We start from the raw sequence: 15,651 nt of genomic DNA, 5'->3' as shown, positions 1-15,651 counted from the left end.
CTATTGGCTTGCTTTTTCTTTAACGTCCGCAGCACCTTTTTCAACAGCACCAGCGGCAGTTGCAGTGGCATCTTTAGCAGCATCAACAGTTGCATCGGCAGCATGTGCAGTTGCATCAGCGGCATGATCGACAGCAGTCGCAGTTGCATTTGCTGCATTATCCGCAGCTTTCGCCGTCGCATCAGCTGCATTTTGAGCGGCATGTTCTGCATCATGTTTTGCTTGTTCTACGGCATTTTCAGCATGTTCACCTGTGGTCGCCCCTGTTTCTGGCGCTTTATCTTTATTACAACCAACAAGTGCAATCGTTGCAATCAGACCAAGAGAGAGTAGAAGTTTATTCATTGTCTTGTACCTTTTTTAAATTAATTTTTGGCATCCAGCAGTTGGATGAAATAAATATAAACACAAAAAATAACCAAATCAAAAAATAAAATGTAAAGTTTTTATAAGATCAATTTATCTTATATCGAATAATAGCGCACAAATCTGCTTTTAATAAAAGCTTAATATAATATCAATACACTGCTTTTATAGTTTAACTGCCAATATCAATAAAATAAACAATGGTAAAATTTAAGCTTGTTTTAATGCTGTATCGTTAAAATTAAATCAAGATAAGGTGTAAGATCCACTCAATTTATGATATTAGTTATTTGAAAGTGACCTTGTTGAAAAAAATCTGACAATTTGAAGCTTTGTGGCGCAATATTAGTGCTCAAAAAATTAAATTAAAAGTGAAAAAACATGTTTACAAGCCAATAAAAACAGATAGAATTGAGTGTAAAATGTGAAGTATATCAAATAATTCTGTTGCTGGAAAAAGTCTGAAAAACCTGTGTTTTCGGCTTTTGAAAATGCTGAATTTACAAATTAATTTATGGGGTTTTCCTGAATATGCTTGACCTAAACACATCTCGAAAAGTACCTGATGATTTTGTAGCATATGCTGAAAAACAAATCAGGCAGCTTTTGAACTCTGTCAGTGGTGTAGAGTTCATCATGTTGTGTACTTCTGATGGGTTTGAAATTGCTTTAGTCAACAAGAAAAATATTAGCAATTCTGGAAAGATTGCCGCAGTGAGTAGTTCGATTTTAGCCCTAGTGACCGCATTTGTTTCAGAAATCAATCTTGTTGGATGTCAAACAATTACCTTAGATGCTGAGAACGGAAAAGCACTTTTGACAGCCATTCCTCATCCAAAGCATCCACTGGTTTTAGTGGCGATGACCAACAAAGATATTTTATTGGGACAGATGCTCTATGAGCTTAAATCCACCTCAGAATTACTGATGAGAAATATATAGATAAGCCATTGTGAAAAATGTAACTTTAGTTGCATTTTTTTTGAAAAATGAGATTTGTACTGGGTTTTTTCTATCTGGTATTTGTTGGGTTTTTTCAAAAGTTTTAAATAGTCAAATTAGTCATTTATTTTTTAAATTTCTATTGAATAGTTAATATTTTTTATGCTATTAAAATGAGTGTGGGAAATAATTAATTAAAATTGATTATCAAATAAAATTAAATGGGTATTCAAAAAAAGAATACTAATTTATCCATGTTAGTTAGAAATGAATATTTTTAGCTAAATAGTAAAGTGTTTTAGTAAAGCAAAATAAAAATTGAATTACTAAAGCGAACAACAATGTCGAAAGAAACGGGGATGCTCATGGCTCGTATTACACTAGATCAATTAACTGATATCGATGGTTTCGTTTGTGCTGCATTAGTAGATAGCGAAAGTGGTTTATCTTTAGCGACTGCAGGTGCAGGTTTAGACTTAGAATTAGCAGCTGCAGGTAATACTGAAGTTGTTCGTGCTAAGCGTAAAGTAGCAAAAGCACTGAAATTAGATGATGTAATTGAAGATATTTTAATTACATTAGGTAAACAGTATCATTTGATTCGCCCACTTGATTCAAATGAAAACTTATTCCTTTATCTTGTTTTAGATCGTTCTAAATCAAACTTAGCAATGGCTCGCCACGAGTTAAAAGCATTTGAAAAAGGCTTAGACTTTTCTTAATTTAAAAATTGAAAAGCATAAAAAACTCGTCTACGGACGAGTTTTTTCTTTGGCTATCCTGTATAACATAGATATCGTATTTAGAGTGTTGAGTGTAGATGTTAAAAGCTGGAATCTATAAACATTATAAAGGTAATTTATACCAAGTCTTTCATGTCGCAACACACAGTGAAACCCGTGAAAAAGTTGTGGTTTACCAATGTTTATATGATGATTATTCAATCTGGGTTCGACCTTATGAAATGTTTTGTGAGCAAGTCACATTAGAAAATGGCCAAGTCCAAGCAAGATTTGAATTTTTACATGAGGTTTGAGTTGTACTTGCTAGATTTTATTGAATGATAAAGTCGCGTAATAAACCGTAACGATGTAACTTGTCAAAAGCTATGTATTGTCATAGCAATGACGTAAATGATTGAAATAATAACAATGATAGTGAAAAGGAAGATCTAAACATGAGTTTAAGTAACCCATTTTTGCAACGATTGAATGAACTATATCAATCCTTTATTAAGTTTGATGCTACACAGTGTGATCGTATTAAACGCTATCGAAATATTGAACCTGAATCAGCATTGTTTTTAGCCATGCAAGTGAGAATTCAGCAGTCTAAGAAAATTTTAGAGATCGGGACATCAACAGGTTACTCTACATTGTGGCTTGCAGATGCAGCCAAAGTCACAGGTGCCAAGGTGACAACGCTAGAGATCGATGAAAAAAGAACTCAGCAAGCGCAACTGCATGCTCAAGAGTTACAGGTTGATGACGTGATTGATTTTTGGGTAGGGGATGCACAAAAATACTTGGAACAGTGTCAGGAACAATATGACTTTATTCTACTGGACGCTGAGCGCAATGCTTATTTAAATTACTGGATATATTTACAGAAGATGCTTGTAGAGCATGGTGGGGTATTGATTGTAGATAATGTGATATCACATGCTGCTGAAGTAAAGAGCTTTATCATGGAAGTTAAACGAGATGAAAGGTTTATGACCACAACTTTGTCGATTGGGTCTGGTCTGTTTGTGGTGACATTTAAAAACTAATCGAGTTTTTACATCAGGGAGAAATCTCCCTGACTTTGCTCTAAAAGCACAGTTCTAAAAAAACTATAAAATTGAAAGTCGCTTAAAATGTAAATCGTATTCTAGATATTTATGCACGAATGCTGTTTTATCACTACATCGTAGTAAATTATTGTATATAAATTCTGGGACAGGATGGTAAAGTTCACCAGAACCATTGTTATAAAAAATTTTTAAATACCGTGAAGAAGCATTGTACTTCCAAGAAGTCACGGTAATCATTGATCCCATAAGCAACCCCTTAAACTTTTGATTGTTTTACAGAAAAATGTATTCTGTATCTTTTGAAATTAGTCTATTCACTTAAAGAAATGTATAGTGGTTTTGTAAATAAAGCTGTTTATATTGTGCTAAAGATATTCGTATTTTGACATTACAGATTCTGGGCAAGATAAACACTTAAAAAATCATCAGTAAATGAGAAAATTAGTATTTTATTTTAGTCATTAATTAGTCATTAAGAGGTAGATCATGATTCTTGCAATAGACGTTGCCTATACAGATAACTCTGCACAAGTTGCTGGTGTAGTATTTGAATCTTGGGCGAGTTCAGTTGTATTGAATCATTACCATATCACCATCAAACCAATTGCTGACTATGAATCAGGTCAATTTTATAAACGTGAATTGCCGTGTATTTTAACGTTATTGGATTTGGTGAAAGAACCCATCGATATGATTGTGATTGATGGCTATGTCTATTTAGGCGCTGAACAAACAGCAGGTTTAGGACAGCACTTATATGCTGCCTTAGTTGATAAAATCCCTGTGATTGGGGTGGCCAAAAATGAATTTAGAGGAACACCAAAGGAATATGAAATTTTACGTGGACAAAGTGTTAAGCCATTATATGTCTCTGCCATCGGCATAGAATTAGTGCAAGCAAAACATAATGTACAGTCCATGTACGGGGAATATCGTATTCCTGAGTTACTCAAGCAAGTTGATCGTTTGAGTAGAACAACGCAAAAATAATTTTTTGCTATCCTATATTCAGTGGTTTAACTGTATTATCAATTGACTCATTTTTTGTTTTCTATAGAACAATATTTTATAAATTTAAGGAGAAACATCGATGGATCAGTCAGCGGCTCGTCAAAAAATTTCCATTAACTATATTGAATTTATGGTGAAAGATGTCGAACAAAGTAAAAGGTTTTATCAAAACTTAGGCTGGACTTTCACCGACTTTGGTCCTGAATATTGTGAGTTTGATTCAGGGGAGATAAAAGGGGGCTTTGCTCAATCTGATGATGTGCAAAGTTCTGGTGGCGCATTAATTGTTTTGTATAGTGCCCAATTAGAACAAAGCTTAATGTGTGTGAAAGAGGCGGGTGCAACCATCGTACAAGAGATTTTTAGTTTTCCAGGTGGACGTCGTTTTCATTTTAAAGATTTAGATGGATATGAAATTGCAATTTGGTCGCATTAAATAAAAATCTACAAACACAAAAAACCTATACATAAAATCTAATGCAAAAAAACCACGCTAAAAAGCGTGGTTTTTTTATGTGTTTAATCTAATTCAAGAATTAGATTTTACCAACTAAGTCGATTGAAGGAGCAAGAGTTGCATCGCCTTCTTTCCATTTAGCTGGGCAAACTTCGCCAGGATGACCGTGAACATATTGAGCTGCTTTAACTTTACGAAGAAGTTCAGAAGCATCACGACCAATACCACCAGCATTGATTTCGATGATTTGGATTTTACCTTCAGGATCGATAACGAAAGTACCACGATCAGCAAGACCAGCAGATTCAATTAAAACTTCGAAGTTTTTAGCAAGAACCCAAGTTGGGTCGCCAACCATTACATATTCAATTTTTTTGATTTCTTCAGAAGAATCGTGCCAAGCTTTGTGCGTGAAGTGTGTATCTGTAGAAACAGAGTAGATTTCAACGCCTAATTTTTTGAATTCAGCATAGTTGTCAGCAAGGTCACCAAGTTCTGTTGGGCAAACAAAAGTGAAGTCAGCTGGATAGAAGAAAACTACAGACCATTTACCTTTAAGATCGGCTTCTGTAACTTCGATGAATTGGCCGTTTTGGAAAGCTTGTGCTTTAAAAGGTTTAACTTCAGTATTAATTAAGCTCATCATTATCTCCATGATTGAGGTGTTTATCTAATATTTAACTAGAATAATGAATTTTAGATTATTGGGGAAATAGTATTTTTTTATCGCTAAGATCGGAAAATTAAATTAGCGTGCTCCAGATACATTTCACCAAAAACCGTTGTTTTGTCAGTATTTCATCAACTAAAGCAAATAAAGATGATGTTTGAATGACAAAGCATCCTTTTTTAATCTGTTACAAACATGATGCTTCTGGGGCTATATTTCAAGGGCGATTTCTAAAAAAGATATAAAATTTATTTCAATGTATAGAATTTGTTCATATAAGATAAATTGAATTTTAACTCCATCACATTTCAATGTTGTATAGCGTGCAAATGATATGGGTGGCTGCTGTTTTGTACTTAAGCATCACCTCAAGCTACCTGATTGATGTAGATCAACCGCAACAGATCTAGGTCTATATGAATATTTGCAGCCACAGACAGTTGCTAGTTGAGTAGACTTTAGCAGCTTTTAAATATTATTTTTATAATACATGTATAACGTAAACATGAATTCACTTTGATTGGACTATCTCTCCTGTGCTTTACAGCGTAAAATATTCCGTTCAATTTTAAGTATTAGGATAATGCATCTGTGCCAAATCAGTTAAATGTCGATCAATGGGTTATGGTACGAGATCGCCATCGTTTAAATCGACTGAAAAAAGGAAAAGATGCTCATCCTGAAAAATTCCAAGAACTGTTTGAGAAATCAAACCATCAAGTCAAAAAAAGATTAGCCAGTCTACCCACAATTAAACTCAATCAGGATCTACCAGTTACCCAGTATGCAGATAAACTGATTGAAGCGATTCAAAAGCATCAGATTATTATTGTTGCAGGGGAAACGGGTTCTGGTAAAACCACACAATTACCACAGATCGCAATGCTTGCAGGTCGTGGTTTAACTGGGATGATTGGTCATACTCAGCCTCGACGTCTGGCAGCACGAAGTGTATCGCAACGTATTGCTGAAGAAGTCGGTGAGAAGCTGGGTGAAAGCATCAGTTTTAAAGTGCGTTTTAATGAACAAGGATCAAATGATTCAATCGTTCGCTTAATGACGGACGGTATTCTTCTTGCTGAACTTTCTAATGATCGTTATTTAAATAAATATGACACGATTATTATTGATGAAGCGCATGAGCGTTCATTAAACATTGATTTCATCATGGGTTACCTGAAGCAACTGGTAAAAAAGCGCCCTGATTTAAAAATCATTATTACTTCAGCGACATTAGATGTGAATCGCTTTAGCGAATATTTTAATGGCGCACCGATTTTTGAAGTGGAAGGACGTAGCTTTCCAGTAGAACTGCGTTATCGTCCAATTTCTGAGATGACGATCGGCGGCAGTGATGATGATGACTTTGATGATTTTGAAGAAAATTTACCACGCGCAGTGGTACAAGCTGTAGAAGAATGTTTTAAGGATGCTGAATCTAAGGGGCATCCTGAACATGCGGATATTCTTATTTTTTCAAGCACTGAACAAGAAATTCGAGAACTACAAGAGACCTTACAAAAATTTGGTCCTAAACACACGCAAATTTTACCGTTATATGCACGTTTAGCTTTAGCCGAACAGCAGAAAATCTTTAATCCCTCTGGTGGTGGGCGACGTATTATCATCGCGACCAACGTCGCTGAAACAGCATTGACTGTACCGAATATTCGTTATGTGATCGACAGTGGCTTTGCGCGTATTTCTCGCTATAACTATCGTTCACGGGTGCAGCGTTTACCAATTGAAGCGATTTCTCAAGCTGCTGCAAACCAGCGTAAAGGACGGTGTGGTCGTATTGCACCAGGTGTTTGCATTCGCTTATACAGTGAAGATGATTTTCAAAGTCGTCCAGATTTTACTGAACCCGAAATTAAACGAACCAATTTAGCATCGGTTATTTTACAGATGCAAAGTCTCGGTTTAGGTGCTGTAGAAGATTTTGATTTTATTGAGCCACCAGACCATCGTTTGGTCAATGATGGACGTAAGTTGCTGATTGAATTAGGTGCTATCCATGAAGTGCAAAATTCAAATAATCTTCCTCAAGTGGTTGCACAAAGTGAAAGTGCAGTTTCCCAACAGGGAGCTGTAGCTGGTGCTAAAGCAAAAAACCTTGCTCAACCTGCTACTAAAAAAGCCGAACTTCAAAACAACAGTTTAACCAAAATCGGTCTACAAATGGCAAAAATGCCAATAGACCCACGCCTTGCACGGATGATTCTCGGTGGTGCTCATTTTGGGGTGCTGAATGAAGTTTTGATTATTGTTGCGGCGCTTGCAGTACAAGACCCACGCGAGCGTCCTGCTGATAAGCAAATGCAGGCGGATCAAAAACATGCATTATTTAAAGAAGCAGATTCAGATTTTCTATTTTATATTAAACTGTGGAATACACTGACTGAAAATCGTGAAACTTTGAGTGAAAGCAAAAGGCGTAATTTTGCCAAACAGCATTTTCTTAGCTGGTTACGTTTACGTGAGTGGAAGAAAACGCATGAACAATTACTGGATTTAGCACAGGGCTTAAAACTTTCATTCAATGAAAAGACAGCTAGTTATGAAAATTTACATCGTGCTTTATTGACAGGATTATTGTCTTTTATTGCCAATAAAACTGACGAACGTAATATTTTTATGGCAGTTCGTCAGCAAAAAGCCCGAATTTTTCCTGCATCGACCTTACATAAAACCAATACTCCATGGGTAATGGCATTTGAAATGGTCGAAACCTCACAGGTGTATCTACGCACACTGGCAAAAATTGAGCCTGAGTGGATTCTTTTAGCTGCACCTAACTTATTAAAACATCATTATTTTGAGCCACATTGGGCGAAAAAACCGGGTGTGGTCAATGCTTATGATCAGATTTCATTATTTGGGCTGATCATTGAACCGAAACGCGCCACCAATTATGAAAAAGTGGATCAGTTGGCTGCGCATGAAATTTTCTTAAGAGATGCACTAACCACAGGAAACTTGGGAACAACGCCACCATTCTTAAAACACAACCTATTAAAGCTTGAAGAAGTCGAGCGTGTGGAAGACAAACTGCGTCGTCGTGATTTGGTTGTCGATGAAGAAACCATTTATCAGTTTTATGCCGCAAAAGTGCCTACTGAAATTGCCAGTCGGCGTAGTTTTGAAGATTGGCGAGCAACAGTAGAACCGCAGAATCCTCGTTATCTGTTTGTTGATGATGATGATTTATGGATGAATGATCGTCCGACCACGCAACAATTTCCAGATTATTTACATAATGGACAATTACGTTTAGCTGCCAGCTATCGTTTTGATCCAAGTCATGATGAAGATGGCGCAACAGTAAAAATTCCGGTACAGGCCTTAGCGCAAGTTGATGAAAATATTTGGTCTTGGGGGATTCCGGGCTGGCGTTTGGATTTAATCGAAGCGTTATTAAAAGCCTTACCAAAAGATAAACGTCGTAATTTGGTGCCGATCCCAGATACAGCCAATAAATTGATCAAAGCAGTCGATGCGCAACATTTGCATCAGCATATTTTTGAGTTTTTGGCATTTCAATTACGTGGTGAACAAATTACCAGTAAAGATTTTTCTTTTGAACGTATTGATCAGTACTTAATTCCATTTATCAAAGTAATTGATGAAAAAGGCCGCGTGATTGAAAAAGGTCGTGATCTTGCCGAACTTAAAGCACGTTGTCGTACTGAAACACACAGTCCTGTCAAACAGTTAAAAGGTGAGTTTACTACTTTCCCTGAAAGCTTTGTATTTGAGGCCTCTCAGAAAGTAACCGGGGTTGTGGTTAAACAATATCAGGCACTGGTCCCAAGCAAAGACTTTGCTAAGTTAGAGTTGAAAGATGACTCTGGTATTGTGATTCAGACTTTTAATGATCAAAGTGAAGCGATTAAGCAGCATCGTGAAGGCGTGATTCGTTTGATTCATATGCAATTGGGGGATTTGATTCGTCAATTGAAAAAGCAAATTTCCAAGCCACTGGCATTGGCATATTCACCTTTGGGTGATAAAGCACAACTTGAGCAAATGTTGGTGTACGCAACATTACAAATGGCAATTCAAGATTTACCCATTAATGCTGAAGAATTTGCGATAGTCATGGCAGATGTGAAAAAGTCATTTTTAAGTCATGGTCAGGAAGCATTAAAGCTGATCAGTGAAATTTATATTCAATGGCAGGAAATACGCCAGCAATTGCTGATGTTGGATCAAGATGTATTTGCTAAAAATATGAATGATATTGAAGATCAACTGGATTTAATGAACTTATCCAATTTTGTTTATTCAAAATCTTCCGATATTTGGCAGGAATATCCACGTTATTTAAAAGCATTGTTATTGCGTTTAGATCGATTGCCGAATAATCTAAATCGTGATGATGCTGCAATTAAAGAAGTCGATCCTTGGATGGATAAACTGTTTAAGTTTAAGTCGGATGTTCGTGTTAAAGAAGTCTACTTCATGGTTGAGGAACTACGTATTTCATTATTTTCTCAACCGATGAAAACCAAGATGCCGATTTCGTCAACCAGAATACAAAAAGTATGGGAAAAGCTTGGAATCGGTTAGAATAGAAATAATTTGAAATATTTGTGAATTTAAAAAAGGAGTTTTACATGGGCATCCGTATTACAGGTACAGGTTTGTACCATCCTGAAGAAGTGATTACCAATGAAGAATTGGTGGATTGTTTAAATGCTTATGTGGAACAATTTAACAGTGAAAATGCTGAAAAAATTGAAGCGGGTGAAGTTGTTGCCCGTCGTGGTTCTAGTGCAGAATTTATTGAAAAAGCCTCAGGCGTAAAGCGTCGTTATGTAATTGAAAAATCAGGTGTCCTAGACATTAATCGCTTGCGTCCACGTTTAGAAGAACGTTCAGATGAAGAGCTTTCAATCCAAGCAGAGTGGGGCGTAATTGCAGCAAAACAAGCGATGGAAAATGCAGGCGTAACTGCAGCAGACATTGATGTGGTGATTTTGGCTTGTTCAAATTTACAACGTGCTTATCCTGCTGTTGCAATTGAAATTCAAACTGCATTGGGTATTCAAGGCTATGCTTATGACATGAATGTGGCGTGTTCAGCTGCTACATTTGGTTTAAAACAAGCCTACGATGCTGTAAAAACGGGTGCACGTCGTGTGCTATTGGTTAATGTAGAAATTACCTCGGGTCATACTGACTATCGTTCACGTGACTGTCACTTTATTTTTGGTGATGTTGCAACAGCTTCAATTATTGAAGAAACGGACAGCAAAACAGGGTTTGAAATCGTAGATACCCATTTGTTTACCCAATTCTCCAATAACATCCGAAATAATTTTGGTTTCTTAAATGGTTCAGAATTAACGTCTCGTGATGATAAGCAATTCCGTCAAGATGGCCGCAAAGTATTTAAAGAAGTGTGTCCATTGGTTGCGAAAATTATTTCTACACAATTGGAAAAGAACAGTATTCAACCTGAAAACGTAAAACGTTTTTGGTTGCATCAAGCCAATGCCAATATGAATGAATTAATTTTAAAACTCATTGTCGGCAAAGAAGTTGCAGAAGCGGATCCTGATTTGGTACCAATCATTTTAGATGAGTTTGCCAATACGTCTTCAGCAGGTGTGATCATTGCATTACATCGTAGTGCGGATCAGGTGAATGATGGCGAATATGGTGTGCTGTGTTCATTTGGTGCAGGTTATTCTGTGGGTTCAATCCTTGTGCAAAAGCATGTTGCTTAAATCATAATTTTATAAAATCTCCCTCCTTGTGCCGCGAAAAGCGCAGTTCAGCTACTTTGAAAAAAGGGGGGGAGATTGTCGAGGATTTAAGTTATTTTATTTGTGTAAAGCTCTTCCCTGAAAAAGGAGGAGTCATATGCTTAAGGCCAAGATCAAATAATGTTGAAAAGTATTTGTAGAGATACAGCATGACTGAAAAAACCTTGAAAATACGACACAACGCTAAATTGATTCGATTAATAAGCAGCTTACAGCGCTTTTACTTTCGTCCAACATTTTTAGGTACTGAAAATTTAGTGCCGAATAAACCAGCCATGTATGTCGGTAATCACACCATCTATGGTGTTTTAGATTCTCCGATTCTGATTGATTATTTATTTACAGAACATAAAATCGCAGTGGTCAGTTTAGCTGATCATATGCATTTTCATATTCCGATTTGGAAAGAAGTGGTTAAACGTGTCGGTGGGGTTGATGGTGTACAAGAATATGCCAAAGAAGCGATGCGACAAGGTTATTCGATTCTGGTTTTTCCAGGCGGCGGTCGAGAAGTCATTAAACGTAAAGGTGAAGCCTATCAACTGATCTGGAAGCAACGCTTTGGTTTCTTAAAGTTGGCTCAGGAATTTGGTTATGAAATTGCTCCTTTTGTGGCTTTAGGTGGTGATGAAGTTTTTGATTTAGCTTTTGATGTAAACGTGCTGCTTAAACAAAAGTGGTTTAATAAAATATTATCAAATCCCAAAATAGGTTCATTGCTTAGACAAGGTGAAGTTATTCCTTCGATTCCGAAGCATATTATTCCAAAGCGAATCCCTTTTTATTTTAAATTTATGCCACGGTTATCTATTGACCAGATAGAAAACATGGACGATATGATTGTATTTCGTGATCAATTACAAGCGAGCATTTATACTGAAATTGAGGCGTTAAAGTCCTATCGAGCACATGACTTAGAACAAAAAATCTAGAACAAAAAACAATCTTTGAGATCGCATAATGTTTGAACTGCAAACCAATTTTAAACAGATACTTAAGCTCTTCAATCCGCGAACTCAACCCATTCAAAGTACTGTGACTTTTCTTCAAGATCCCTATTATCTCGAATTTTTAGGACAGTGTAGCGATACTGAAATTACCCCTGATATTGATTTATTTGGCTATGAAACTACGATAAAGGAAAACCAGTATTTCGCAGAGCATGTGGAAAATTTATCCCAACAACTATGGAAAATTGGTCGTACAGGTCAAGGTGATGAATGGTTTTTAGATCGGAATAGTTTTGATATTTTATTCTATGATCATGATTTAGGTATGGACTTAGATGAGAATTTAAAACGTGATCAGTTTCAGTCGATGCAAATCAACTTTTTTCAATTTTTACAATTTGCTTTACTTCTGCAAGCGTTGGAACAACACTTGGATAAAAATCCATTATCTACGATTGAGTTAGAGCAATTTCAAGATACCGTGAATTGTATCCATCCTGAACTTTTTTCACGTTATCCATTTGATTATTTATAAGTTATAAGCGTTACAATTGAACGATAAAATGAGTTTACTCACAATATAGAGGAATAAAAATGTATACAGCTTCATGCCTTTGTGGTGGTATTCAACTGAGAATTCATAGTGAAATCCCTCAAATATTTGTCTGTCATTGTCAGCAATGTCAAAAAGCCCAAGGTTCTGCATTTGTGGCGATTGCTCCTATTCAGACAAAAGATTTAGAGATTGTTCAAGGACAGGCTTTGTTTCAAGAATATTATGCCACTGAAAATAAAAAGCGAACATTCTGTAAAAGATGTGCATCCCCATTATTTAGTGCGCGTTTAGACCTACCTGATGTCGTGAGATTACGTGTAGGCATTGTAAATGAGCCTGTTCAAGGCAAGATTGTTTCACATGCGTTTACTAATAACAAAGCTGCTTGGTTTGAAATTTTGGATGATGCCCCACAATTTGCTCAAGCGCTTTGTTAAAGAGTGAAGTTATATATGAACAACAAGAATGCTGGATATTTATTGTTTAAATAAGATTTTGTGCGCTATCTTACTTATTTTTAAGTATCTGAATTTTATATTTTTATAAATAATTCAGAAATCAGTTTAAGTCGTTTGTATATATAAATACCTTCTGTATAATTTTCAAAAAATACACTTTAAATCAATAGAAGGTATAAATGACAAGAATAGTCGTCGCTGCAAAACAAGACAAAATATTACTACAGGATTCTCAAGCAAAAACGGTCAGTTTAGATCAGCCCGCTATTATTCAAATTGGTGTCACACAACAAGATGTGAAAACACTAGAGCGATTAGGCGATAAGCTGATTATTAGTTTAAATAATGGTGAGCAAATTGTTTTAGAGGGTTTTTTTCAAGCCAATTCAACCACAACGCATTCTCTAACGTTCCCCAAAGCAGATGGAAGTTTCTCACTTGCTCACTTTGATGCCAATGGAAAATTTACAGACTATAGCGGTTTGCAAAAACTTGACACTTTACTCTATGAGGGCGCCAATACCGCGGCTGTTCAACAAGTCTCTGCCTACGAAGATTCAACCCCTGAGTTTTCATTTTCAAATCTATTTTCTTCAAGTGCAGTGAAAGCAGGCGTTGGTCTTGTTTCTGCAATTGGTTTAGGTTTGGCATTGCTTGATGATGGGGGCAGTAATCAATCAAAGGGTATTACCGACATTATTGCACCGAAAACGCCGACGGCAACTTTGAATGCAGAGGGGACTGAAATTAAGGGTACCGCTGAAGCGGGTGCGACTATTTATGTGATTGATAAAAACCAGAAAGTGATTGCCACAGCAGTGGTCGATAAAGATGGAAATTATTCTTTGACATTGCCAGAGGCTTTGCTAAACAACAATACTTATTATATCAATGCAAAAGACAAAGCTGGAAATGCCTCAACCTATACCTCGGTTGTTGGCACGAAAGATACCATTGCACCCAATGAGCCTCAAGGGCAGTTAAATGAGCAAGGAAATATTGTTACTGGTAAAGCAGAAGCGAATGCCACAATTAATGTATATGACCCAGCAGGTCACCTGATTGGTACTGCTAAAGCCAATGCACAGGGACAATTTTCTGTTGCCATTTCTCCTGCTTTAACCACAGGCCAGATTGGTACAGTCGAAGCGATTGATGCATCTGGAAATAAATCAGAAAAACATAATATTGAAGTGGGTAAAGATACTATCGCACCTGATCAACCCAAGTTTGAGGTATCTAAAGAAGGGACTTCAATACACGGAACCGCAGAAGCAAATGCTAAAGTGATTATTCAAGATTCAACAGGTGTGGTGATTGCAACGGGTACGGTAGACGCCAATGGTAAATTCAATATCACCATTTCTCCTGCTTTAGATGCAAGCAAGACTGGCAAAATTATTATTGAAGATGCTGCTGGAAATAAGTCGAGTGCTGTAGAAATTAAAGCTGGACAAGATGTTTTAGCGCCAGATAAACCCGTGGCCAATTTAAATGCTGAAGGCACTGTGATCACGGGTACCGCTGAAGCAAACTCCAAAATTTCAGTCTATGACAGTGCAAATAAATTATTAGGCACAGCAACAACGGATGCAAATGGAAATTATTCTGTCACACTTTCAACAGCTTTGACCGAAGCAAAAGTTGGCAGTGTATATGCAACAGATGCAGCTGGAAATCAGTCAGCGCTTAGCTCTGTAACAGGTACCAAAGATGTAACCGCGCCTGCTAGTCCGAAAATCACAGATGTGGTTGATGATGTGGGGGCAACTGTAGGCTCTGTTGCTGCAAATGGGACCACAGATGACAAGCGCCCTGTGATTTCGGGAACCGGAGAAGCTGGGGCAACTTTGATTATTTATGACAATAATCAGGCGATTGGAACGGTCACAGTCGGTGCAGATAGTAAATGGTCATATAGTTTTGCTTATGATTTAACTCTGGGGAGTCACAGTATTACCACTGTACAAACGGATAAAGCAGGGAATACCAGTTTAGTGAGTGATGCACGAACATTTACTGTAGTCGAAATCGCCGCAAAAATGGCAGTTTTTGATGAAGCGTCAGCTTTTCATGCTGATTTAGCTGATTCAAATATTAACTCAGCTAAAAGTGCTGATGCGATTGGATCAGGTGTCTTACATTCTGAGCCAGAAAGTAGCGCTCAAGTATTCGATCAATCGACACCAATAGAAAATCAATTCTCGCAGCTCCATTCAAATGTTTCAGATTTAGATCATACCGCTATAGCTGGCAGTTCAGCTATTCTCAGTACAAGCATAGCGACTGTACTGCAAGATGCGCTTGAGAATACCAAAGTTGACGATATCAAGGTAGCCAATACCAATTCTTATGACAGCACGGCTATTTCAGTCGATGAATTATTGGCAAAGACTTCAGTCAATGATTTAACTACAAATCAGATTGATGATGTGCTTGCTCGAACAATTGATCAAAGTGCTACAACCGTTGTCGATGATGCTAAAAATACTGAATTGGTCGCTTTCAATAAAGCCGAAAATCTATCAGCGCAAGATATACCTGTATTGCAATCTGATCTGATCAAAGATTTGTTTGATCCACAATTACTAACCTTTTGATTGAAAATAACCAGATAAGCACCTACGGGTGCTTTTTTATTGAAACATGGTTTTATAGTGCTTGTTTAGCTT

The 15,651-nt window shown here is 36.9% G+C and carries 15 protein-coding genes; 12 read left to right on the top strand and 3 right to left on the bottom strand.

The features are described 5' to 3' along the window. Complete coding sequence (locus tag L3V46_RS14295; RefSeq protein ID WP_004820201.1) at positions 1-345, bottom strand: hypothetical protein; 345 nt, start codon at positions 343-345, stop codon at positions 1-3. Between the two features lie 552 nt (positions 346-897). Here L3V46_RS14295 and L3V46_RS14290 point away from each other — a divergent pair. From L3V46_RS14290 to L3V46_RS14275, 4 genes are all read left to right on the top strand, one after another. Then, complete coding sequence (locus L3V46_RS14290) at positions 898-1,308, top strand: hypothetical protein (RefSeq protein WP_004721835.1); 411 nt, start codon at positions 898-900, stop codon at positions 1,306-1,308. A gap of 365 nt (positions 1,309-1,673) precedes the next feature. Next, positions 1,674-2,030 (top strand): hypothetical protein, encoded by a 357-nt coding sequence (locus L3V46_RS14285; RefSeq protein WP_004721834.1) that lies wholly within the window; start codon positions 1,674-1,676, stop codon positions 2,028-2,030. 98 nt (positions 2,031-2,128) lie between these two features. After that, the gene (locus L3V46_RS14280; RefSeq protein WP_004820203.1) at positions 2,129-2,344 is read left to right on the top strand and encodes a DUF1653 domain-containing protein; all 216 of its coding nucleotides are present in this window, start codon (positions 2,129-2,131) and stop codon (positions 2,342-2,344) included. 141 nt (positions 2,345-2,485) lie between these two features. Beyond that, a complete protein-coding gene (locus tag L3V46_RS14275) occupies positions 2,486-3,079 on the top strand; it encodes a class I SAM-dependent methyltransferase (RefSeq protein ID WP_034612124.1) in 594 nt (197 codons plus the stop codon). Positions 3,080-3,142: 63 nt separating this feature from the next. Here the strand turns inward: L3V46_RS14275 and L3V46_RS14270 are convergent, their stop codons facing one another. After that, positions 3,143-3,349, bottom strand: coding sequence for a KTSC domain-containing protein (locus tag L3V46_RS14270; protein ID WP_004721830.1), 207 nt, complete (start codon positions 3,347-3,349; stop codon positions 3,143-3,145). 240 nt (positions 3,350-3,589) lie between these two features. Between L3V46_RS14270 and L3V46_RS14265 the strand changes: the two genes are divergently transcribed. Together L3V46_RS14265 and L3V46_RS14260 are read left to right on the top strand one after the other, a co-directional pair. Then, positions 3,590-4,093, top strand: a complete 504-nt coding sequence (locus L3V46_RS14265; protein ID WP_239046056.1) for an endonuclease V — start codon at positions 3,590-3,592, stop codon at positions 4,091-4,093. Positions 4,094-4,193: 100 nt separating this feature from the next. Beyond that, the gene (locus L3V46_RS14260; RefSeq protein ID WP_234622836.1) at positions 4,194-4,550 is read left to right on the top strand and encodes a VOC family protein; all 357 of its coding nucleotides are present in this window, start codon (positions 4,194-4,196) and stop codon (positions 4,548-4,550) included. A 100-nt stretch (positions 4,551-4,650) separates the two neighbouring features. On the opposite strand, the gene ahpC is transcribed toward L3V46_RS14260, so the two are convergent. Next, positions 4,651-5,214, bottom strand: a complete 564-nt coding sequence (gene ahpC / locus L3V46_RS14255) for an alkyl hydroperoxide reductase subunit C (protein WP_004721823.1) — start codon at positions 5,212-5,214, stop codon at positions 4,651-4,653. Positions 5,215-5,832: 618 nt separating this feature from the next. Here ahpC and L3V46_RS14250 point away from each other — a divergent pair. From L3V46_RS14250 to blp2, 6 genes are all read left to right on the top strand, one after another. Continuing rightward, the gene (locus tag L3V46_RS14250; RefSeq protein ID WP_239046055.1) at positions 5,833-9,813 is read left to right on the top strand and encodes a DUF3418 domain-containing protein; all 3,981 of its coding nucleotides are present in this window, start codon (positions 5,833-5,835) and stop codon (positions 9,811-9,813) included. A gap of 47 nt (positions 9,814-9,860) precedes the next feature. After that, positions 9,861-10,976: a beta-ketoacyl-ACP synthase III gene (locus L3V46_RS14245; protein ID WP_239046054.1), complete on the top strand. Its 1,116-nt coding sequence runs from the start codon at positions 9,861-9,863 to the stop codon at positions 10,974-10,976. A 188-nt stretch (positions 10,977-11,164) separates the two neighbouring features. Then, complete coding sequence (locus L3V46_RS14240; protein WP_239046053.1) at positions 11,165-11,947, top strand: lysophospholipid acyltransferase family protein; 783 nt, start codon at positions 11,165-11,167, stop codon at positions 11,945-11,947. Between the two features lie 28 nt (positions 11,948-11,975). Further along, positions 11,976-12,500, top strand: coding sequence for a hypothetical protein (locus L3V46_RS14235; RefSeq protein ID WP_239046052.1), 525 nt, complete (start codon positions 11,976-11,978; stop codon positions 12,498-12,500). Between the two features lie 59 nt (positions 12,501-12,559). Continuing rightward, positions 12,560-12,958 carry a GFA family protein gene (locus L3V46_RS14230; protein WP_004820216.1) on the top strand — a complete coding sequence of 133 codons (399 nt, stop codon included), beginning with the start codon at positions 12,560-12,562 and terminating at the stop codon, positions 12,956-12,958. A gap of 200 nt (positions 12,959-13,158) precedes the next feature. After that, the gene (gene blp2, locus L3V46_RS14225) at positions 13,159-15,579 is read left to right on the top strand and encodes an Ig-like repeat protein Blp2 (RefSeq protein WP_239046051.1); all 2,421 of its coding nucleotides are present in this window, start codon (positions 13,159-13,161) and stop codon (positions 15,577-15,579) included. The last annotated feature ends 72 nt before the right edge of the window (positions 15,580-15,651 follow it).

This window comes from Acinetobacter sp. AG3, assembly GCF_022343575.1.
Lineage (GTDB): Bacteria > Pseudomonadota > Gammaproteobacteria > Pseudomonadales > Moraxellaceae > Acinetobacter > Acinetobacter guillouiae.
The sequence above is the reverse complement of the archived record's forward strand: the minus strand, read 5'-3'. Positions and strand labels throughout refer to the sequence as shown.